Annotated in this window: 21 protein-coding genes; 16 read left to right on the top strand and 5 right to left on the bottom strand. The window is 50.0% G+C overall.

From position 1 onward, the window contains the following. Positions 1-50 precede the first annotated feature (50 nt). The 3 genes from DUT67_RS03715 to dtnK form a co-directional block, all read right to left on the bottom strand. Positions 51-866 (bottom strand): DeoR/GlpR family DNA-binding transcription regulator, encoded by an 816-nt coding sequence (locus DUT67_RS03715; RefSeq protein WP_113626787.1) that lies wholly within the window; start codon positions 864-866, stop codon positions 51-53. Between the two features lie 155 nt (positions 867-1,021). Next, positions 1,022-2,002, bottom strand: a complete 981-nt coding sequence (locus tag DUT67_RS03710) for a D-threonate 4-phosphate dehydrogenase (RefSeq protein ID WP_048262237.1) — start codon at positions 2,000-2,002, stop codon at positions 1,022-1,024. Further along, on the bottom strand, positions 1,995-3,323 hold the full coding sequence (gene dtnK / locus DUT67_RS03705) for a D-threonate kinase (protein WP_113632770.1): 1,329 nt from the start codon (positions 3,321-3,323) through the stop codon (positions 1,995-1,997). The genes DUT67_RS03710 and dtnK overlap by 8 nt, the downstream gene beginning before the upstream one ends. 235 nt (positions 3,324-3,558) lie before the next feature. On the opposite strand from dtnK, the gene DUT67_RS03700 reads away from it, so the two are divergent. The 12 genes from DUT67_RS03700 to DUT67_RS03645 all read left to right on the top strand — a co-directional run bounded on the left by DUT67_RS03700 (position 3,559) and on the right by DUT67_RS03645 (position 17,937). Then, positions 3,559-4,695: an iron-containing alcohol dehydrogenase gene (locus DUT67_RS03700; protein WP_113626789.1), complete on the top strand. Its 1,137-nt coding sequence runs from the start codon at positions 3,559-3,561 to the stop codon at positions 4,693-4,695. Positions 4,696-4,762: 67 nt separating this feature from the next. Continuing rightward, complete coding sequence (locus DUT67_RS03695) at positions 4,763-5,647, top strand: dihydrodipicolinate synthase family protein (protein ID WP_014916605.1); 885 nt, start codon at positions 4,763-4,765, stop codon at positions 5,645-5,647. 37 nt (positions 5,648-5,684) lie between these two features. Then, a complete protein-coding gene (locus DUT67_RS03690; protein WP_113626790.1) occupies positions 5,685-7,100 on the top strand; it encodes a sodium:solute symporter family protein in 1,416 nt (471 codons plus the stop codon). A 3-nt stretch (positions 7,101-7,103) separates the two neighbouring features. Next, a complete protein-coding gene (locus DUT67_RS03685) occupies positions 7,104-8,291 on the top strand; it encodes an exo-alpha-sialidase (RefSeq protein WP_113632769.1) in 1,188 nt (395 codons plus the stop codon). Positions 8,292-8,569: 278 nt separating this feature from the next. Then, complete coding sequence (locus DUT67_RS03680) at positions 8,570-9,037, top strand: YhcH/YjgK/YiaL family protein (protein WP_040032668.1); 468 nt, start codon at positions 8,570-8,572, stop codon at positions 9,035-9,037. A 150-nt stretch (positions 9,038-9,187) separates the two neighbouring features. Then, positions 9,188-9,877, top strand: a complete 690-nt coding sequence (locus DUT67_RS03675) for an SDR family NAD(P)-dependent oxidoreductase (protein ID WP_113632768.1) — start codon at positions 9,188-9,190, stop codon at positions 9,875-9,877. Positions 9,878-10,453: 576 nt separating this feature from the next. Beyond that, positions 10,454-12,949, top strand: coding sequence for a choline trimethylamine-lyase (gene cutC / locus DUT67_RS03670; protein ID WP_113632767.1), 2,496 nt, complete (start codon positions 10,454-10,456; stop codon positions 12,947-12,949). Between the two features lie 87 nt (positions 12,950-13,036). Beyond that, positions 13,037-13,984, top strand: a complete 948-nt coding sequence (gene cutD / locus DUT67_RS03665) for a choline TMA-lyase-activating enzyme (RefSeq protein WP_113632766.1) — start codon at positions 13,037-13,039, stop codon at positions 13,982-13,984. A gap of 46 nt (positions 13,985-14,030) precedes the next feature. Next, complete coding sequence (locus DUT67_RS03660; protein ID WP_113632765.1) at positions 14,031-14,447, top strand: multidrug efflux SMR transporter; 417 nt, start codon at positions 14,031-14,033, stop codon at positions 14,445-14,447. A gap of 17 nt (positions 14,448-14,464) precedes the next feature. After that, complete coding sequence (locus DUT67_RS03655; RefSeq protein WP_113632764.1) at positions 14,465-14,791, top strand: multidrug efflux SMR transporter; 327 nt, start codon at positions 14,465-14,467, stop codon at positions 14,789-14,791. 449 nt (positions 14,792-15,240) lie between these two features. After that, positions 15,241-16,785 (top strand): acyl-CoA dehydrogenase family protein, encoded by a 1,545-nt coding sequence (locus tag DUT67_RS03650; RefSeq protein ID WP_189339541.1) that lies wholly within the window; start codon positions 15,241-15,243, stop codon positions 16,783-16,785. A gap of 114 nt (positions 16,786-16,899) precedes the next feature. Then, the gene (locus tag DUT67_RS03645; protein ID WP_113632762.1) at positions 16,900-17,937 is read left to right on the top strand and encodes a fatty acid desaturase; all 1,038 of its coding nucleotides are present in this window, start codon (positions 16,900-16,902) and stop codon (positions 17,935-17,937) included. Positions 17,938-18,123: 186 nt separating this feature from the next. Here the strand turns inward: DUT67_RS03645 and DUT67_RS03640 are convergent, their stop codons facing one another. Then, positions 18,124-19,314 carry a LacI family DNA-binding transcriptional regulator gene (locus tag DUT67_RS03640; protein ID WP_113632761.1) on the bottom strand — a complete coding sequence of 397 codons (1,191 nt, stop codon included), beginning with the start codon at positions 19,312-19,314 and terminating at the stop codon, positions 18,124-18,126. Between the two features lie 305 nt (positions 19,315-19,619). Between DUT67_RS03640 and DUT67_RS03635 the strand changes: the two genes are divergently transcribed. From DUT67_RS03635 to fsa, 4 genes are read left to right on the top strand one after another with little or no spacing between them, the layout of a single operon-like run. Next, positions 19,620-20,063, top strand: a complete 444-nt coding sequence (locus DUT67_RS03635) for a PTS sugar transporter subunit IIA (RefSeq protein WP_113632760.1) — start codon at positions 19,620-19,622, stop codon at positions 20,061-20,063. 22 nt (positions 20,064-20,085) lie between these two features. Then, positions 20,086-20,373: a PTS sugar transporter subunit IIB gene (locus DUT67_RS03630; RefSeq protein ID WP_113632759.1), complete on the top strand. Its 288-nt coding sequence runs from the start codon at positions 20,086-20,088 to the stop codon at positions 20,371-20,373. A 15-nt stretch (positions 20,374-20,388) separates the two neighbouring features. Continuing rightward, a complete protein-coding gene (locus DUT67_RS03625; protein WP_048262265.1) occupies positions 20,389-21,648 on the top strand; it encodes a PTS ascorbate transporter subunit IIC in 1,260 nt (419 codons plus the stop codon). Between the two features lie 52 nt (positions 21,649-21,700). Beyond that, the gene (gene fsa, locus DUT67_RS03620) at positions 21,701-22,366 is read left to right on the top strand and encodes a fructose-6-phosphate aldolase (protein ID WP_011095277.1); all 666 of its coding nucleotides are present in this window, start codon (positions 21,701-21,703) and stop codon (positions 22,364-22,366) included. A gap of 80 nt (positions 22,367-22,446) precedes the next feature. Here the strand turns inward: fsa and yacL are convergent, their stop codons facing one another. Then, positions 22,447-22,806: a protein YacL gene (gene yacL, locus DUT67_RS03615; RefSeq protein WP_039305843.1), complete on the bottom strand. Its 360-nt coding sequence runs from the start codon at positions 22,804-22,806 to the stop codon at positions 22,447-22,449. Positions 22,807-22,828 lie beyond the last annotated feature (22 nt).

The following is a 22,828-nucleotide window of genomic DNA, read 5'->3' as shown; positions in this document are numbered from 1 at the left end:
GCCAGCACTCGGGGATATAGGAAAGAAAATGCCACGGATGGCACCCTCGCTTACACGAGCGTCAGATTGAACGTTTTGCCTTTCAGTTGTTCCTGCACTTCAGGGGCTAACGCACTGTCGGTAACAATATCCGTCAGCTCCGACAACGGCGTGACGCAGAACAGGGAATACGCACCATATTTACTGCTGTCAGCCAGCAATATCCGACGGCTAGCATTTACACCGAGATCTTGCTTCACACCCGCTTTCTCTTCCGTCGGCGTGGTGACACCTTTGTCCAGACTCCACGAGTTGCAGCTGATAAAGGCAATATCCGGATAAATGCTGCGTAACAGACGGCGGCCATGTTCGCCAATACAGGACTGGCTGCTGTCATCAATACGCCCACCGATAATCGTCACTTCAATCTGCTTGAACTCAGACAAAAACAGCGCAATTTGCAAATCGGCGGTAATCACACGCAGCGGCAGGTGCGTCAGGTTCCGCGCCAGCTCCAGCATGGTCGTTCCCGCATCCAGCACCACTGCACTGCCTGGCTTAACCAGCGTCGCCGCATAGCGCGCTATCGCCTGCTTTTCCTGAAGGCTACGCTGTAATTTCTCATTCGTGGTCGGCTGGGAAGGAATAAAACGATTGAGCGTCACGCCACCGTGACTGCGGCTGATCACACCCTGTTCGTCCAGTTTGATCAAATCACGACGGATCGTCGCCGGGGAAGCGTCGATCACGGACACCAGCTCATCGACCGTCACCAAATTATGGCTTTTTAGATAATCCATAATCTGATCAAGACGGCTTTGCCCTTTTACTCTATCCCCGCTCATGCGGAAAGCATCGGTTAATGTAGGATCCACGGCGATATCCATCTTGCTGTTGTTAAGCTATCTCAAGCGGTTAGTTCTTGGTTGCAGGATACCAGAAACCTTCCCAATCGCGGGAAGGAAGATATCCTGCAATGCGCACTGTATCGCGTTTTATTCGCTTACAAAACCGTGCTGACAGCAGCAGTCGTCACCGCCAATCAGGCCAGTTGCATCGCGAGCTGGATAGAGATCGCCATGCTTTCGCACTTCGCTTTACCTGTCCAGGCGATGTCAAACGCCGTGCCGTGGTCAGCGGACGTGCGGATAAATGGCAGCCCAGCGGTGATGTTCACACCATCATAGAAGCCCAGCAGCTTGAGCGGGATGTGACCCTGATCGTGATACATCGCCACCACCATGTCGTACTGGCCTTCATACGCCTGTAAATAGACGGTATCCGGCGGGCACGGGCCATAAACATCAATGCCTTTGGCCTTCATCGCTTCAACCGACGGCGACACGATCTTGATCTCTTCATCACCAAACAGGCCATTCTCGCCCGCATGCGGGTTAACCCCAGCAACGGCGATACGTGGGTGGGTAAAACCGACGCGTTTCAGGAAAACATCCGCCATCTCGATCACCGTTTCCACGCGATCGCGGTTCAGCGTATCCAGGAATTTACGCAGCGCGATGTGCGTTGAAACATGGATAACCTTCAATTTATCGGTATACAGCACCATCGCATAGTCGCGGCTGTTGGTCAGTTTAGCCAGCAGTTCGGTGTGGCCCGGATAAAGATGGCCTGCCGAGTGCAGCGCTTCTTTATTCAGCGGTGCGGTCGCAATCGCATGGACTTCACCCGCCATCGCCAGCGCGGTCGCTTTCTTGATGCAGCGGTAAGCCAAATCACCCGCCTGAGCCTGAACGACACCCGGCTTCAGCGCCTGCGGATCTTCCAGCGGTTCATCAATCATGTTGATTACGCCTGGCGCGAATACCGCGTCAGCCGGTTTATCAATGATTTTCAGCTCTACAGCTGGTGCCACATTCAGCGCCAGAATACGTCGCATCGTCTGTACGCAGCCCACCACCACAGCAGATGCGCCGGACAGCTCGCCTTCGGCCAGAGATTTGATAATAATTTCCGGTCCAATCCCTGCCGGATCACCCATCGTTACCGCAATAATTTTACTCACTGACCTTCTCCTCAATAAAACGTAAAACGTCGAGCAAAGTAGTTTCGTTGCCAAAACCCCCCGCTTTAGTCATCACAGGGGTCGTGCCGACAACGCTGTTCAGCAGGTATCCCCAAGGCACACAGGATGCGATTTGCCCCTTAATCTGAAAGCCGGTAGCGCCCAGTGCCGTTGCCACGGCAATCGCAATGTCACCACCGGATAAATACAGCCCACCCGGCAGATGTCGGTTAGCACTGTCCGCCGTCAGGCTGTCTAGCGCCTGAACAATGCTGCGCGTAAGTTCCCCCAGATAGTGGCTGATCGTTTCGCCAAGCTGCTGTCGGCTAAGGCCGAGCTGCTGGCACCGCGCATCGATCTCGAAGCGCTGATTTTCGTTGTGACAGGTACGAATGATGCAATGGTGGCCGTTCGTCAGCGCCTTCACCGCTTCCCGACACTGGGACGCCATGACGGTGGATGAATCGGGTGAAAAGAGCGCATTAATGTCGATCTCAACCAGCGCGACATCACTGCGCAGTTTGGCGGCTGCAATCTGTTTTTGAGCAATATCGCTCATCGACCCGACGACAGCCAGCAGTGGCTTTTCGGTGTTGCGCGTAAAATCCTGCGCGGTCGCCAGCGCTTCACTCAGGCCAGCCGAGCCGACCAGCAAGGGGCGAAACGGTAATGTTCTGGCGGCATTAACGATATGTGTCAGATCGTCCTGTACGTCGGTATCAAGAATAATCAGGCGTACGCCCTCGTCCGCCAACTGCTGCAAACGGTGGGCTAAATTGGCCTGACGCACCTCATCAAGGTGTATCTCCGCTACCGGTAAAGCCGTTTGCTCCGCCAGACGGGCAGCGATAGAGGCCGAGGTCACCGGCGTTTTTGGATCGCTGGCAAATTCCGTATCAGTAAGCAGACGACCATTAACCCAAACTTCACCTTGTCGGGTAACACGCCCCAGCGTCGGCGACGCAGCGGCAATCAGCGCGACAGGTACTGCTGCCGCCGACAACGCAGCAGCGACTTCCGCTCCCAGATTCCCACGCAGCGTCGAGTCAATCTTCTTAATAATCCAACCTTGTCCACCCGCGGCCTGCCAGGCGGCTACCGCTTCTGCGGTGCGTTGGGACGCCACGTCATCACGCGCCGCACGGCTGTCGGTGTTGATGACCACCGCATCGCCCAGTAAATCCGCATGCAGTTTATTAACGTCAAATACAACGCTAACTCGCGCGCCATGCTGCGCCAGACCGACGCCTGCATCATTGGCACCCGTAAAGTCATCAGCGACCACTAATACCTGTTCTGCTGATTGCTGCACGTTTGGCATACCTCATCCCCGGTTCATGATTACCTGATGATGATTATATTGAATCACATTTGATTATATGTGAGCAATATCAAATTATTTAAAAGGAATTTCACCTATAAATTATCACCACGATGTGGCAAATGGCGTTTAGTAGTGACTAAAACCGATCCATTTGACTGAAAGTAATCACCATCGCAACCATTATCATCGCGATAACGCTCTGGCGAAGAAGAGAAAAGGCAAGGTAATAAGCATGAATATCAATAGCACTATCCTCAGCGGTTACCGGGTACTTCAGGACATTAGTCACCTGTTGACAGGGAAACAGCACGTTTTATTTGTCACCGACAAAAACATCGTTGGACTACCTGACGTTCAGGCGCTGATCGCACAAGTTAAGCAAGCCGTTCCGCAGGTTCTGCTGGTTGATAATGTTCCTGCCGAGCCAAGCCAGCACGACGTTGCCCAGATATTGAGTCAGCTCACCCAAACCCAGACCGATCTGGTGATCGGCGTGGGCGGCGGCAGCGTATTGGATGTTGCCAAACTGCTTTCTGTGCTGTGCGCAGGCGATGAAACCGTCACGCTGGATAACCTGCTGGCAGGAGAAAAGCCGACTCGCCGCACGACATCTCTGCTTATCCCGACCACCGCAGGAACCGGCTCAGAAGCCACGCCGAATGCGATTCTGGCGATCCCGGAAAAAGAGACCAAAGTCGGCATTATTACGCCAGTGATGCTGCCGGACTATGTTGCGCTGGTGCCGGAACTGACCATCAGCATGCCGCCACATATTGCGGCCTCAACCGGTATCGATGCACTCTGCCACCTGATCGAGTGTTTCACCTCGACGATTGCCAACCCGGTCAGCGACAACTACGCGCTGATTGGCCTGAAGAAGCTGTTTGCCAACCTTGAAACGTCGGTGCGCGAACCAGGCAATCTGGAAGCCAAACTGAATATGCTGTGGGCGTCCTATTACGGCGGTGCCGCCATTGCCCACTCCGGTACACATCTGGTTCACGCCATGTCTTACCCGCTCGGCGGCAAGTACCACATTCCACACGGCGTGGCGAACGCCATCCTGCTCGCCCCTTGCATGCGTTTCGTGCAGGACGCCGCACAGGACAAATTCGCTCAGGCGTATGACTTACTGCCGGATGCCGATCTGACGCTCAGTACCGCGGAAAAAGCGCAGGCGCTGGTGACCTATTTCAGCGAGTTGGTCAAACGACTCAATCTGCCCAACACCTTACAGCAGCTTGGCGTGGAAAAAGATCACCTGCCCTATCTGGTCGATGCCGCGTTACAGGTTCAGCGCCTGATGAAAAACGTACCGACGCAGGTCAGTGCCGACGATGTGCGTGAGGTGTACCTGACTCTGTTTTAACAGCGCGGTGTTGAATAGAACGATTTTAAGTTTTCACCTTTTTGATTACGTGTTACGAGGAAGAACAATGAGTAAGAACATTACCGGCGTCCTGACCGCCATCGTCACGCCGTTTGATAACCAGGGCGAATTTAACCCCGCAGCCATGCGTCTTCAGGTTCAGCGCCAGATGCGCTATGGCAACGGTATTTTCTGTAACGGCACCAACGGTGAGTTTTTCGTTCTGCACACCGATGAGAAAGTCGCCGTCACGGAAACCTGCGTTGATGAAGTTGCCGGAAAAGTGCCGGTTGTCGGCCACATCGGTGAAATCTCCACGCGGGAAACCATCAAGCTCGGCAAGCGTATCGCCGCGCTGGGTGTCGATGCCGTTTCTGTCATCACCCCGTATTTCATTCCACTAAAACAGGAAGAGCTGATCGCCCACTACACCGCCGTCGCCGATGCGCTGACTGTGCCGGTGTTTCTCTACAACATTCCTGCACGCACGGGGAATACGCTGGCGCCGGAAACGGTCCGCACGCTGGCGGATCACCCGAACATCATCGGCATCAAAGACAGCGCAGGCAGCTATGAAAGCCTGAGCGGTTATGTGCAAGCGGTGAAAGGTGTGCAGGGTTTTAACGTACTGAATGGCCCAGACTCGCTCATTCACCAGGGCTTTGTTGATGGCTGCTCCGCCTGTATTTCCGGGCTGGCTAACGTGGCACCGGAACCGATCAGCCAGATTTGGCATCGTTTCCATGCAGGTGACATTGAAGGCTCGCGTCAGGCACAAGAACAGGTTGCCGAATTGCGTAAGACACTGTACGCCATCGCGTTCTCACCGGCTGTGGTGAAGAAAGCGCTGGCAATCATGGGTGAAGATGTCGGCGTCAGCCGCTATCCGATCCAGTTTTCCGCACAGGATGAAGACAACATCCGCAACATACTTAGTCAATTCTCGCAGTAACAGAGAAATTTCAATTTCCACTTAAGGCCGAGAAGATATGAACCATTTTAACTTAACTGATACCCTCATAATCGTTGGGATGATTGTATTTTATATCGCATTCACCTCATGGTTAACCTACAAGCTCCGCAGTAAATCGAACACCGAGTTCATGGAAGGCTCACGCGCGCTACCGGCGTTTATCGTCGGTATCCTGCTGATGACGGAATTCATCGGTGCCAAATCCACCATCGGTACGGCGCAGTCTGCCTTTGAGAACGGCTTTGCTGCATCATGGTCGGTGATTGGCGCCGCCATTGGTTTCCCGCTGTTTGGTATCATTCTGGTGAAGAAGATTTATAACACCGGGAAAATTACCATCTCCGGCGCGATTGCCGAGAAATACGGTACCAGCACCAAAAATATTATCTCGATCATCATGATCTATGCGCTGTTGCTGGTTAACGTGGGCAACTACGTCAGCGGCGCGGCAGCCATCGCCACCGTGTTGAAAGTCTCCCTGCCTGTCGCAGCCGTGATCACCGCTATCGTCAGTACCTTCTACTACTACTTCGGTGGCCTGAAAGGGACAGCCTACATCACGTTGATCCACAGTGCCGTGAAATACGTGGGGGTGATGATCATTCTGTTTGTGGCGTTAAAAATGACCGGCGGCTTCAAACCGATGATTGAACAAATGCCGGATTACTACTGGACGTGGGATGGGAAACTCGGAGCCAGCACCATCTTCGCCTGGCTGATCGGTACTATCGGTTCTATCTTCTGTACGCAGTTCGTGATTCAGGCCATTTCGTCAACCAAAGATGCCGCTAGTGCGAAACGCGCGACTTGGGTTGCCTTCTTCTTCTGTATGCCGATTGCTCTTGCTATCGCGGTCATCGGTGTCGCAGCGAAGTTTGCCCACCCTGAAATCAACAGCCTGTACGCGATGCCGGTCTTCCTGCAAGACATGAACCCATGGCTCGCCGGTCTGGTCACGACATCACTGGTCGCGTCTATCTTCATCAGCGTGAGTATGGTGGCACTGGCTATCGTTTCCCTGCTGATTAAAGATTTCTACGTTCCTTACTGGAAACCAACGCCAGAAAAAGAAATGAAAATGACCCGAATCCTCTCGCTTGTCGTAGGTTTCGCGCCGCTCGTTTTCGTTCTGTTCGTTCCTGAAATTCTGAAGCTGTCGTTCTTCACCCGTGCCATTCGTCTGTCGATTTCCGTGGTTGCCGTGATTGCGTTCTATCTGCCGTTTTTCAACAGCGCACGCGGTGCAAACGCCAGCCTGATATCAGCCTGCGTAGTTACCTCTGTTTGGTATATTCTCGGCAACCCATATGGCATCGATAACATGTATGTCGCATTGGTTACCCCAGCTGTCGTCATGCTGATCGACCGCATGATTCCGAACAAAGCGACCAAAATCAAAATTTCTCAAACTGAAAATAAATCAGGAGCCTGAGTCATGAGTAGCGAAACCATTACTGTGGAACGTAGCGGAAAGATTCATCACGCAGAAGGCGATGCCGCGCGTCTGGATGCCTACATTCCATCGGAATGTCCGCAGAATCATGCGGCCAACCTGCTCCACCTGCCGAACGGCGATGTGCTGTGCGTTTGGTTCGGTGGCACACAAGAAGGGATTGCGGATATCTCTATCTATATGTCCCGTCTTGTGAAAGGCAGCGATAGCTGGAGTAAAGCCGCTAAGCTGTCTGAGGATGCCACGCGCTCTGAGCAGAACCCGGTTCTGTTCCTCGCGCCGGATAACGTGCTGTGGCTGCTGTACACCGCGCAGAAATCCGGTAATCAAGACACGGCGATTGTGCGCTACCGCCAGTCCACCGATTTAGGTATCACTTGGGGCGAGATCGGCACGCTGCTCGATCAGCCGGGCACGTTCATCCGCCAGCCCATCACCGTACTGGAAAACGGCGACTGGCTGCTGCCCGTGTTCTACTGCCGCGTTCAGCCGGGTGAGAAATGGGTCGGTAACGATGATGACAGCGCCGTGAAAATCTCCAGCGATCAGGGTAAAACCTGGCAGGAATATCCGGTGCCAAACAGCACAGGCTGTGTGCACATGAACATCACCCCGTTGCTGGACGGCTCCCTATTGGCGCTGTACCGCAGCCGCTGGGCTGATTTCATCTACCAAAGCCGTTCAACGGATGGCGGTAAAACCTGGTCAGATCCGGTAGCAACCGACTTGCCGAACAACAACTCGTCTATTCAGGTGACTACGCTGAAAAACGGCCATCTGGCACTGGTGTTCAACCACATGAGCGCCGCCGATGCCACCGATCGCCGCCTGTCGCTGTACGATGAAATCGAGGATGAAGAAGACAAAGCCAGCGGTGCCAAAATGCCGGAAGTGCAAGCCGGTGGTCGTAGCGCTTTTTGGGGCGCACCGCGCGCACCGATGACGCTCGCCATTTCGGAAGACGGTGGTAAGAGCTGGCCGTGGCAGCGCAATATCGAAGTGGGTGACGGTTACTGTATGACCAATAACTCAACGGAGAAGCTGAACCGCGAGTTCTCTTACCCCAGCGTCAAGCAAGCGCCGGACGGTAAACTGCACGTGGCATTCACCTACTTCCGTCAGGCGATCAAGCACGTCGTGGTGAGTGAAGAGTGGGTCAAGGCGAACTAAACCGAGCTCAGCCCCTTGGCAAAACTATTTGCAAAACGAAAACGGTGATAATGGGATAGAAGAGTAAAGCGTCCGCGCCAAGGACAAAAACGTCAGGAACGTTTTTGAACGTCGCTTGCGACGGCCCTGAAAGGGGGAATCTCAAGGATGAGATTCCTATCTGCGCGGCTCGAGCTTACAGGGACGTACTTGCAGCGTCTTTACGATCTACCCATTATCACCGCTCGATGCACCTTGTCAGCGAGGGGGGTCTCTCTCGCTATCTTCAGGACACTATTATGATTGCAGGAAACCTCAACGCCCTCAAACTCGCCACGCTGCCCGATGCACTGTGGGCCATTCTGTCTGCACCGGGCATGTCGTTGGCTGAATTGAATGCGTTGCCAGAAGGCCGTTATCAGCCAGAAGGTGCCGAATGGTTTTATAACATCGGTACTGTAAATACCGCGCCGCGCGCCACACGACATACCGAATTCCACAGCAACTATCTCGATATTCAACTGATTCTGGAAGGTGAGGAGATTATCGGTTACGGTCTGAATGATGTGCATGGTCAGCCCGCGACTGAACGTAAGCCAGATCTCTATATTCTGGATAACCCACAGGTGCCACATCAGATCCATCTGCGGGCAGGCGACTTCGTCACCTTCTATCCAGGAGAAGCTCATCAGGCGTTGTGCGCCATTAACGACAGCCCTGCACCAGTCAAAAAAGCCGTGTTTAAAATCCCAGTCACGTTGTTGTGATTAGAACAGTTATACCCTAAATAATTCGAGTTGCAGGAAGGCGGCAACCGCGCGAATCCCCAGGAGCTTACATAAGTAAGTGACTGGGGTGAGTAAGAGAAGCCAACGCACATGCAGCTTGAAGTATGACGGGTATTAAGGAGACATTGCATGTCAGCGACAGCCCCTAAACACGCCCTGATTACTGGTAGCAGCTCAGGGATCGGTGCCGCCATCACACAAAAATTACTGGCGGAAGGCTGGCGGGTAACCGGCCTGTCACGCAAGCCGGGTGACCATTCACATCCACACTTTACCCACCGCGCGGTGGATATCATGGATACGCCCGCGCTGACGGCCATTCTGGACGAAATTGTGCAGGTTGATGCCATCATCCATGCCGCGGGCATCATGAAAGCCGCCCCGCTCGGCCAGCTTTCGCTAGAGGACGGTGAAACGCTGTGGCGATTGCATATCAACGCGGCGCAGGTACTTGCCGACCGTCTGGTCGATAAGCTGCCGCAAGGTGGCAGAATCGTGCTGCTGGGTAGCCGCACGTCCAGCGGTTCAGCGGGACGCAGCCAGTACGTCACGACAAAATCCGCGATGATCGGCATGGCAAGAAGCTGGGCAGCGGAACTGGCTCCGCGCGGTATAACGGTAAATATCGTCGCCCCGGGCGCAACAGAAACCCCGATGCTGACGATGCCGGGTCGCCAGAGCTCTCCTCCGAAGCTGCCACCGATTGGGCGCTTCATCCAACCACAGGAAGTGGCCGATCTGGTAGGTTACCTGCTCTCCCCTTCTGCCGCAGCCATTACCGGCCAGCAGCTGGTGATGTGCGGTGGCGCATCGCTATAATTCATCACGATTTCCATAGTTCATAGTTCATAGTTCATAGTTCATAACTACAGGCCAATATTCTTAAACGGAGATTGGCCTGAATTATTCCCCCTCCTCTCTTACGCCCCACTGTAACTCGCATTATATATGCGACACATCACTCCACTTTATTATTAATACATCCAATCGAAATAATTAACAAAATAATAATAAAACATCCAGCGACTAATAAAATAGAATGAGTTGATCCTAGTCAACTTATTAACACCATTATCAATCACTATTATTTAAATAGAGCCTACAATAGACCTGTGCGTATAAAATAATAAAAAATAAATCAGAAAAACATTCGTTAACTAAGAGTGATTTATTACCCATTGCCTAATGAGATAAAGATATAAATTTAAGATAATGATAATTAAAGATAAATACATAAAAATCAAACAACTTACAAATAAAAAATAACCACCATGAATAGTGATTCCAATATTCAGGCCGGTATTTTCCTGCCTATTCCACCATTCAGATATGACGCATTTATTTTCCCTTATCGCGCTTTATTGGAGTAGATAAATAACAGCAGGAGATTTTCGTATGAATAGTGACGCATTAGCACCAGAAAAAAATCATTTCCCGTTTAATAACAGTATATTGAATAATGAAAAACTGGCTACGTCGGGTGGCGTAAAAAAATCCTCCAGCGTCGTGGAGCAAGAGCCCCTTACCCCACGCATGCAACGTCTTCGCATCCGTTATTTAGAAGCGCGCCCCAGTATTTCTATTTATCGCGCACTGGCCTTCACCGAGGTAGCGAAGCACAATCCTGGCCTGCCGCCTATTCTGTTACGGGCAAAATCCTTTCGTAGAGCCTGTGAAACTGCCCCGATCCTGATTCAGGATGAAGAACTGATCGTCGGGCATCCCTGCGGTAAACCGCGAGCGGGGGCATTCTCTCCCGATATTGCCTGGCGCTGGGTACGAGACGAACTGGACACCATGAGCACGCGCCCTCAGGATCCGTTCCAAATTTCAGAAGAAGATAAAAAAATCATCCGTGATGAGATCGTACCGTTTTGGCAAGGTCGCTCGCTGGATGAAGTGTGCGAAGCACAATATCGTGAAGCTGGCCTCTGGGAATTCAGCGGAGAAACCTTCGTCAGCGATCTCTCTTATCACCAAATCAACGGCGGCGGCGATACCTGCCCAGGTTACGACGTGCTGCTCTTTACTAAAGGGATGAAGGGCATCAAAGCCGATGCGCAAGCAAAACTTGCTGAACTTGGTATGGAAGACCCAGCTCATATCGATCGTATCTATTTCTATAAAGCGGCGATTGAAACCTGCGACGGCGTCATGGTCTATGCCAACCGCATCGCAGCACAGGCACGTGAACAGGCGGCACAGGAAAACGATGCCTTACGGCGTGCCGAACTTCTGCTGATTGCCGACGTAAACGAGAACGTACCTGCCAATCCTCCCAAAACGTTACAGGAAGCCCTGCAAAGTATTTGGACGCTGGAGTCTTTGTTTGAAATTGAAGAAAACCAAACCGGAATCTCGTTAGGACGCGTCGACCAATACTGCTACCCAATGTATGAAGCCGACATGCAATCCGGCCGCCTGACGCGCGAACAGGCACTGGAAATGATGCAGATGTTCATTCTGAAATGTGCGGAACTGATGTGGATGTCCAGTGAGAGCGGTGCAAAATATTTCGCGGGCTATCAGCCGTTTATCAACCTGACAATCGGCGGGCAGAAGCGTAGCGGAGGCGATGCCTGTAACGACCTGACTTACCTGATCATGGATGCGGTGCGTTTTGTGAAAGTGTATCAGCCTTCACTCGCCTGCCGGATTCATAATCAATCGCCGCACGAGTACATGGAAAAAATTGTCGATGTGGTCAAATCCGGCATGGGTTTTCCGGCATGTCACTTCGATGATTCCCATATCAAGATGATGCTGCGCAAAGGCTTCGATTTTGAAGATGCGCGCGACTACTGCCTGATGGGCTGCGTCGAACCGCAAAAATCAGGCCGCATTTATCAGTGGACCTCCACGGGCTACACCCAGTGGCCGATCGCTATCGAGTTTGTCTTAAACCGTGGCCGTATGATTCGGTTCGATCGCGTTCAGGGGTTGGACACTGGCGAATTGAGTACGCTGGAGACTTTTGAAGCGTTTGATCGCGCTGTGAAAACGCAGATCGCGCACATTATCCGCCTGTCCGCGATTGGCACCGTGATCAGCCAGCGCGTACATCGTGATGTCGCCCCCAAGCCGTTGATGTCCTTGCTGGTCGAAGGCTGTATGGAAAAAGGTCAGGACGTGGCTGCCGGTGGTGCATTAATCAATCATGGGCCTGGACTCATATTCTCTGGATTAGCCACCTACGTCGATTCCATGATGGCCATTCGGAAACTCGTTTATGAGGATCGTAAGTACACACTGGAGCAGATGCGTGATGCTCTACTGGCTAACTTCTCAGGCGATGAAATGCTGCACAGAGACTGCCTGAATGCGCCGAAATTCGGTAATGACGACAACGCCGTTGACCAGCTCGCGCGCGATATCACCGAATGGACAGAACGCGAATGCCGCCAATACAAAATGCTTTATTCCACCTTTAGCCACGGCACCTTATCTATCTCCAACAATACGCCGATCGGCGCATTGACCGCCGCCAGCGCAAACGGGCGTCTGGCGTGGACGCCGCTCTCCGATGGAATCAGCCCAACCCAAGGGGCTGACAAAAAAGGGCCGACGGCAAGCATCAAATCGGTCAGCAGAATGAATGTGGAAAGCATGAATATAGGCATGGTGCATAACTTCAAATTCCTTAAAGGCATGCTGGACACGCCAGAAGGTCGCAACGGGCTTATCACCCTGCTGAGAACATCGTCCATTCTGGGTAATGGGCAGATGCAATTCAGCTACGTTGACGATGAGGTGTTGAGAAAAGCCCAGCAAGAACCGGAGAAATACCGTGATTTAATCGTCCGCGTGGCGGGTTACAGCGCGTACTTCGTTGAGCTATGCAAAGAGGTTCAGGATGAAATCATAAGCCGCACCATGATTGAAAAATTCTGAACCATCAGCAGACGAATATGAGTAAGGCGCACACCTTGAACAAGGATGTTTATCTTGCCGCAGGCGGGATGACATGTGGAGAGTGAGATGGAATCAGCAAAAGAAATCACAGGTCGAATATTCAATATTCAGAAGTATTCGATCTACGATGGGGACGGCGTTCGTACGCTGATCTTTATGAAAGGCTGCAATATCCGTTGCCCCTGGTGCGCAAACCCAGAGGGGATCAGCAACGCCTATCAGATCATGTTCTCTCAGGATAAATGCATCAACTGCGGCAAATGTGTGGAGGTTTGCCCGACGGGCGTTCACCGTATGCAAACGGACAGCAGCGAATGGCACCATCATCTCGATCGCACAGCGGACTGCATTGGCTGCCGGAAGTGTGAAACCGCTTGTCTGTCCGGCGCGCTGGACGTCATAGGAAAAGAGATGACGGTTACGGAGCTGATGGAAATCATCATGCAGGATTACCCTTTTTATATGTCCTCTGGCGGCGGCGTCACGCTGAGCGGCGGAGAAATGAGCCTACAAACGGACTTCGCTGTCGATCTGCTCACCGCCTGCAAGCGCATGATGATTCACACCGCTGTCGAAACGCAGGGCACAACCCTGAAATCCCACTACAGCAGGTTAGCCGCCGTGACGGATTTATTCCTTTTTGATATCAAACACATTGATACCCAGCAGCACAAAGCGCTATTTGGCATCGGGAATGAAAACATACGGCGGAATCTGGAACATCTGGTTGGGCTGGGAGTCGATATCGTCATTCGTATGCCACTCGTTCGCGGCTATAACGATTCGTACGATGCAGTTACCGACGCCATTCACTATGTTCAGGCGCTGGCACAGCGCGGCAGCATACGGCGCATCGACGTGCTGCCCTACCACCAACTAGGCCGCAAAAAATACGAAAGACTGGGGATGATTTACCCAATAAAAGAAGATCCCAGTTACAACGAGGAAGAGTTAAATCATTTGGAGACGTTCTTTAACGAATTTGATTTCGATATTCGTCTGGTTCGTCATTAAAGAGCAAACCAGATAGCGCATTCTTAACATAAATCAGGAGCAATATATGTCACTTAGAAAGCAATCCTGGCTTTGGATGTTATTAGTCATCCTGTCAGAAACGTCTGCCACCTCCACGTTAAAAATGTTTGATAATAGCCAAGGGATGACAAAATTCGCGTTATTGGCCGTTATTATTATGCTGTACTGTGTTTGTTATTATTCACTATCAAAAGCCGTAAAACATCTTCCTGTGGGGTTAGCCTATGCAACCTGGTCCGGTACGGGGATCTTATTGGTTTCGACGCTCAGTATTATTTTTTATGGTCAACATCCTGATATCCCAGCAATCGTTGGAATGATCGTTATTGCTACTGGCATAACGATCATGAATCTCTTTTCTAAAATGGGCGTGGATGAACCACCTGAAAAATTGGACAGCAGTGACCAAGTTCAGCCATTAGAGACAAAAATTATTCATTAAAGACAAGGATATTCATCATGTTCAACGGATTCTTATGGTTGGCGCTTTCGATTGGTTCGGAAATTACTGGCACATCGATGATAAAAAAAACCGATGGATTTAAAAAACGTACGCCTTCCATTATCGTTATTCTCGCTTACTGTCTTTGCTATTTTTCGTTAACACGTGCGATGGGCTATCTACCCGTGGGGATTGCCTATTCGTTATGGTGCGGCTTTGGCATCGTCGGCGTAACATTTATTTCAATGCTGCTCTATAAACAAAAACCTGATTTACCCGCTGTATTTTCAATGGCACTCATTATTAGCGGCGGTATTATTATGAATTTATATTCAAACATGTAAAAGACGTTCATTTTTATCCGCACCATCATAAATATTTATTATCTTATTCATCGCAACAACATCTACATCGCGGAGTCTTTCAGGCTCCGCCAGTTCCCTCATCACTCCCTCTTATCGACATTCCTAGCAGATATTTCCATCGCCAAATTTCCCCCTTCAGCAGCCAGATATGTGCATCGTTACTCATGAATAAAAGATGTCAGACCACACAAAAATCGTATGAATAAGGTAAAAATAAAAACAACTTTAATTATCTATCCTTATGAAATAGCTAATTAATTAAAGTATAAAACAATGATATTGATAATATGTTAGCTACTTAATAGCCAGCGATAGATATTTTCACACTTGAATAAAACAAACTCGTAACTATACTGAAAACCGCCTATTAATAAGAAACACCTATATTTTCTTAATATTAAATCCAATACCCAATCGGAGGGATGAGCATGGCTTATAATGATAAGATTAGTAAAATAATAGAAATGAAGCTATTTGACCCAAGAGTAAGGCATCATATTACATCACGTGATTATATGGATTTAACCGTAAAAAGGATGCGAGTTATTTTTCAAGAGGGATTGATTAATAACGAAATGTGGTTGGGGCAAGCGAATCAGGCCCAGTTCGATGAGCTGTGTAAAAACGTAGCACTATTCGGCACGTTAGACTTGTCATTAGGTATATCTCTTTCGGCACATCTTATCGCAGGCAATGTGATATTTACACAATCCAGTCCTCATCAGCTAAAACAGTATCGTGATGAGGTGGTTAATTTAGATCGTATTTACGCTTTTTGCTGCACAGAAATCGCCTGTGGTACTAATTTGCGTAATATAAAAACAACCGTGACTTACGATCATAAACAACACCGATTAATACTTGATTCCCCAACCCCAGATTCCGCTAAATTTTGGATCGGGAATGCGCTCTATTCTGCAACGGTCGGCATGGTACTGGCGAGACTGATCGTAAATAATCGTGATGAGGGCATTCACTGGTTTCGGGTTCCGTTGAGGGAGAAAGAAGGTGAAAGTCTGTTGCCTGGAATCAGCGCGATCTCTTGCGATCCCAAAGGCGGCGTTGAAGGGTATCAAATTTCCGGCCTGCGGTTTAATCAGGTCAGTTTACCGCCTGAAGCGATGATGCAGCGCCATTCTGAAATCACGTCCGATGGCGTGTTTCATAGCCAAACCTCTAAATCCCTGCGCTTCGTGTTGCTGTTTGAAACCTTTTTACAAGAGCGCATTTTTCCATTGAGCAGCGGTAGCCTGTCTGCAGCAGCCGCACTTTATATTACCTATAAATTTTCTGAGCACCGAGTCACATCATTAAAGCCAACATATCAAACCTTAATTATGGAGCCATTATTTTGTCAACGATTATACCCAGAGTTACTCAAGGCATTCTCTCTACACACTTTGAATAACATTATCATTGAGCAATTCAAAATAAATTGGGAGGATAAAAGCACGCATAAGCAATTGCAGATTTTAGTCGCCGTCGGGAAATATTTAGGATCCTCATTAGGGTTGGAAATCCTCCGCAAATGCCGAGCGATGTGCGGAGCTCAAGGTCTACATCACTACAACCAAATTATGTCCATGCAGATTGACTATGAGGCTAATATTACCTTTGCTGGTGATAACTCCGTCATGTCTTATCAGATTGCCAAGTATATCATTGGATTAAATAGATTTAAAAATCATGATATTAAACCAGAAAATGTCGCACAAGAAATAGAAAAGAAAGTTGTTAGTTCCTGCAATCAGCGCCGATTCACTCATGCAGAAGCACAGGCTCTTACCTATGCCTACGCACTGGATCTTATTATTCTAAACATCCAAAAAACAGAAGTTTTAGATAGTGAAATGCTACAAGATCTCAGCAATAGCTTTACACCATATATGTCAGACACTCTATCTTTCAATGTTATTAATCCTACGATAGAAAAGATAAATTACTTGATGAAGATACTTACTCCACCAATTTAATTAATTACCGCACCAATAATTAACCCTAATTACACAGAAGAGTTTACCTCAGATCTTTACGCGATGTCATAAATAGTCAATTAACATCTCACCTGCATCCCGGAGAAATATACTATGAATGTACCTATATCTAACCTGATAAATAGAGATGATAGCGAAAAATCAAAAAAAATCAGAAAAGTCATTATTGAGAATGGTAAGGAACTGCGAAATAAACACCCTATTCTAAATCACCAGAACCTATTAGGATTTAGTGCCTTAACTGCAATCACAGTCGTGATGGTGATCAGTTCCTTATTCTATATTTATGGTTATATTCCCTGGTGGGTGTGCCTAGTCGTCAATACGCTGTGCATTTCCGTTGCACATGAAATTGAACACGACCTCATTCACAATTTATATTTCAGAAAAAATCGTTTTCTCCACCATGCCATGATGACCGTCGTCTGGTTAATGCGCCCTAGCACCGCAAGTCCTTGGATGAGACGTGATGTGCACTTAATGCACCATCAGGTATCAGGATCTGAACATGACGTAGAAGAGAAGTTTTTGGGTAATGGTCGTAAGTGGGGGATTTTGCGCATCTTAATGCTCGGTGACTTAGTCGTCTCCGCGGCAGTGATGATGCACAATGCCAAAACTCCACAGGAAAAAAAGAAGCTGCTTGCCTTCTCTATCAAAGCCTTTTTCCCTTTCGCGGTGATCTATTCTGTTATCTGGTATTCTTTTTTAATTTTCCACGCGATGAAATTTTATTTCATCGCAACTGGAACCCCTATTTCCTGGTCTGACACGACGGCGAGCGTCGTTAATTTTATTAATATTTCCGTCGTCATTATTGTGGGGCCGAATATGCTGTGGTCATTCTGCCTGCATCTTATCTCGTCAAATTTGCATTATCATGGCGACAATGAAAGCGGCAATGTGATTCAGGAAACGCAGGTTCTTAACCCTTGGTGGCTCTACCCTATTAATTTCTTCTGCTTTAATTTTGGCAGCACACATGCGATACACCATTTCGTCGTGAATGAACCATTTTATATCAGACAGTTATCTGCACCTGTGGCGCTCAAAATCATGAGGGATATGGGGGTTCGTTTTAATGATTTTGGTTCTTTCAGTCGTGCTAACCGCTGGAACCAGAATCAATAATGAAGAAAGACAGCGCTTTCTGAAGCATGCCCTATGAAAGTGGCTGTCACCATCGCAATATATGAACGGCCGAAACTGATGTTTTGGCTGTTAATGTCCGAGGCTTATCTAATTCGTTATTGTTTTATCAATGACCATGCAGCAACATGCAGTGTGACGCGCCTTTCCGATACTTTTTATCCCCTGCTAGCTACTGCCGCGGGGTTCAAAGATGAATTTTACTGTTTCCAGTACCGGTGTGTGATCGTCGCTATCCATCATGGTTAACACCAGATGCCCAACCTCCGCACCCAGTTTTTCATAATCAAGCCGCATCGCGGTCAGTGCTGGGAACGAGTGTTCACATTGCTCAGAACCATCCAGACAGGCAATCGCCAGATCGTAAGGAACTTTCATTAGACGACGCTGGCATTCAAAAAGCGCGCCTAGCGCAATTTCTTCATGGCTACAGATGATGGCGTCCAGTTCCGGCTGATTTTGTAGCAGTTCCGTCATGGCATAGCGGCCAAACTGTAGGCTAGGTGCTTCTGGGATCGTGATCTTCAAATCCGCATTGTGATAATGCGCCAGCATGGCTTTATTCCAACCGTTCAACTGCTGTTTTTGCAGTCGGTTATCCGTGTGTGCACCGATATAAGCAACGTGACGATATCCCTTTTCCAGCAGCGAAAGGGTTAACTGCTCAACTGCATCGGCAAGGGCGATATCAATATTGATATTCGCACTCAGCGCGGCAGCGCCGGAAACGTTCACCGTAATGACGTTACTGGCCTGAATGAGATCTTGGGTACGTTGTGAAAGCTGCGCACTGAATAACACCAGCGCCGCTGGCCGCTGCTGCAAGAGCTTTTCAACCATTCCCGCTTCAGTGTGCTGACGATATTCATGGCAGCCCATGATCAACGACACGTTATGCTTACCAACCGCCTGCTGTAACGCTTGAACAAAACGAACGCTGGCGCGATCTTGCTGAAAAGGATAAAGCACCGCAATCGTCGGCTGATAGGCGGATGCCAACGCACCGGCCGCGCGATTAGGTACATAACCCAGTGTTTTTATCGCATTGTCGATTTTCTTCTGCGTGGCATCAGAGACTAGCCCCGGCTCCTTTAATGCACGGGACACCGTCATCGCGCCGACCCCCGCATGGTTCGCAATGTCCTGTAGCGTCACGCGGTTAGCGCTCTCGGTGAGCAGGCTAGCCTCTTGATTGGGCTCATAGCCTAATGTTCTGGCGGCCAGCTCCACTTTACTGCGTAACTTCTCAGAGACCAGATCGGGCTTACGCATCACGCGCGACACCGTCATCGTCCCTACGCCCGCGTAGTCGGCGACATCCTGTAGCGTAACCTTACCGGTACTACGACGCTTACGCATGCTCACTTCCTCTCCATTCCATTCGTCATTTTTCTCAGCACACAGGCGCAATAAAAACCTGTTAATTCATTATCTTAAGGCTACTTAAAGACACCACACCGTTCCGGTGACTGCATCACTCATGCCGTGCCACCCACAGTGTGCCTCCGTCTGAACGCGGGGAACACGTCTTAGCCCCGCTTGTGCTAAGCCGGTCACAGTTAATGATAGCCATATCAGTTAGCGCTATCTTTTTAGATGTTAATCACATTATTTTCGAGACTGGCACACTATCCTGCGTTCAGAATGATACAGAGGTGACTCTAATGCTTAACACTTTACTAACACCAGACGTTGTTCAAATCTTACCTGCCTGCGACGACTGGCGTCATGCTATCGCGTTGTCCTGTAAGCCATTATTAAATAATGGCTCGATTGAGCCCACCTACATTGAGGCGATCTACCGCTCTCATGAGGCCATCGGCCCTTACTATGTTGTCGGCCCAGGAATTGCCATGCCGCATGCTCGCCCGGAAGACGGCGTGAACAAACTCAGCGTCAGCCTGACGCTGATTCGTGACGGCGTGGCTTTCCATTCTGACGGTAACGACCCCGTGCATTTACTGATTGTTCTGGCCGCCACGGACAGCAATAGCCATATCGATATTATTTCACAGCTCGCTCAGTTGTTCGACACGCCTGATGACGTCGCCGCGTTAATTAACGCGACAGAGATAGAACAGGTGCTTTCCGTTATTTCTCGTTATTAATCGCCACCAGAGGACACAGATTATGAAAATTACAGTCGTATGCGGTAACGGCCTGGGTACCAGCCTGATGATGGAAATCAGCATTAAAAACATCATTAAAGAGCTCGGTGTGGCTGCAGACGTGGATCACGTGGACTTAGGTTCGGCGAAAGGAACGGACAGCGACATTTTTGTCGGAACCAAAGACATTGCCGATCAGCTTGTCGCACAGGCGGTAGGGGGAAAAATCGTGTCCCTGAATAACATGATCGACAAAGTGGCGATGAAAGAACGCCTGTCGGTCGCCCTGACAGAACTTGGCGCCTTATAAGCGAGAGGAGCAAAAATGGAATTCTTCCGTTTTTTAATGAGTGATGTGCTGTCTGAACCGTCAATATTAGTTGGTTTGATTGCGCTTATCGGTCTGATTGCCCAGAAAAAACCTGCCACGGAATGCATCAAAGGGACGGTGAAAACCGTAATGGGTTTCCTGATCCTCGGCGCGGGCGCGAGCCTGATTGTCTCATCGCTAGGCGACTTCGCCGCGATTTTCCACCATGCGTTCGGTATCGCGGGTGTAGTGCCTAACAATGAGGCGATTGTCGCGGTCGCCCAGAAAAACTTCGGCACCGAGATGGCGATGATCATGTTCTTCGCGATGGTCATTAATATCGCGATCGCACGCTTTACGCCGTGGAAATACATTTTCCTGACGGGTCACCACACGCTGTTTATGTCGATGATGGTTGCAGTGATTCTGGCAACGGCGGGCATGAAAGGGGTGTTGCTGATTACCGTTGGGTCGCTGGTGGTTGGGGTATCGATGGTGCTGTTCCCTGCTATTATTCACCCGTATATGAAGAAAGTAACGGGATCGGATGACGTTGCCTTTGGTCACTTCTCTGCGATATCACAGCTGCTGTCAGCGTTTATTGGTAGCAAGTTTGGTAATAAAGAGAAATCAACAGAAGACATGGAAGTACCGAAGAGCCTGCTGTTTCTGCGTGATACGCCAGTCGCCATCGCCTTTACCATGTTTTTCATTTTCATTTTCACCTGCCTGTTTGCTGGCCCCGAAGCGGTGAAAACGATGAACGCAGGTGGGAAAAACTGGTTCATGTTTTCGCTGATCCAATCCATTACCTTTGCCGCTGGCGTGTATATCGTGCTGCAAGGCGTGCGTATGGTAATTGCGGAAATCGTGCCCGCGTTTAAAGGCATTTCGGACAAACTCGTCCCCAACGCTAAACCAGCATTGGATTGCCCCGTCGTCTTCCCTTATGCGCCGAATGCCGTTCTGGTTGGCTTCCTGAGCAGCTTTGCCGCAGGGGTGATCGGAATGGTGCTGCTCTACCTGCTGGGTATGACAGTGATCATTCCCGGCGTGGTGCCGCACTTCTTTGTCGGCGCGGCAGCTGGGGTTTTCGGTAACGCTACCGGCGGGCGTCGCGGCGCAATTTTAGGCTCCTTTACCAACGGGTTGTTGATTACTTTCATGCCTGTTTTCCTGCTGCCAGTGTTGGGCAGTATCGGGCTGGCAAACACCACGTTCAGTGATTCCGATTTCGGCGCGGTGGGTATTCTGCTGGGCATTATTGTGCGCTAAGCGCCACAGTATTGATGTCATCCGAAACACCGATTTCAGTACGGAGAAAATGATGGAATTCTATTTAGATACGGCTGATGTAGCCGCAGTGGAACGACTCGCTGGCGTGTTACCGATTAAAGGCGTGACCACCAACCCGAGTATTGTCGCACGCGGAAAATCTGATATTTATAGCGTGCTGCGAGACATGCAGGCCGTTATCGGCGCAGAAGGACAGCTGTTTGCTCAGGTGATGTCACGCGATCCTGACGTGATGGTGGAAGAGGCATTAAAGCTCAGAGAGGTGATTCCTTCTCTGGTCGTCAAAGTGCCGGTAACACACGCGGGATTACGTGCCATTAAGCAATTGACGGAATTGGATATTCCCACGCTCGGCACCGCAGTGTACGGTGCAGGACAAGGGTTTTATGCCGCATTGGCGGGCGCTCGCTATATCGCCCCTTACGTCAATCGCATTGATGCACAGGGTGGAGACGGGATTGCGCTCGTGAAAGAGCTACAAACCCTGATTAACCTGCACAGCCCGCAGACTCAGGTACTGGCAGCCAGCTTTCGCACGCCGCGTCAGGTATTGGACTGCCTGCTGGCTGGGTGTCAGGCTATTACGGTTGACCCAGCCGTTGCCGAGCTGTTCCTGCAAGATCCTGCGGTTGACGATGCACTTAACCGCTTCGATCATGACTGGCAGGCACGCTTCGGTCATGCCAATCTTGGCTGACTGATGGAAAACACCATCCGTCTGGCGGGTGGTGTTTTCAAAATGATCGTGTTATCAAAACACTCGAATAACTAAAACGATCAATGCAGGATGAACTCGCGATACTTTTCCACCAGCGTCAGAAAATCATCCAGACCGCATAGAGACAGGCTCTCTTCGTCGTAATAACTCATGCCCTCCTCCAGCTCATCCGTGGTGAAAGACAGCTGATTCGCCTGCACCATCACTTCTTCTTCATCCAGCAGCAACGTATATTCGTGGCCCACGCGTCGCCACTGCCGCTCGCTGCCTGCGACGGAGCGCGCCGCATCCTCAACGTCAGTCAATATCGTTAGCTGGCCTTTCACTTCTTCATTGAACCAGTGCCCAATCGCTTCATGTCCCATCGACATACGAACGATGACCTGACCCGTCACATCCCGCAAAAATTCATAGTCCATGATGCCATCCCCACTGTGATGT

Source organism: Pectobacterium peruviense (genome assembly GCF_003312355.2).
GTDB lineage: Bacteria > Pseudomonadota > Gammaproteobacteria > Enterobacterales > Enterobacteriaceae > Pectobacterium > Pectobacterium peruviense.
Note: the sequence above shows the minus strand (reverse complement) of the source record. Positions and strands in the feature narration are given on the sequence as shown.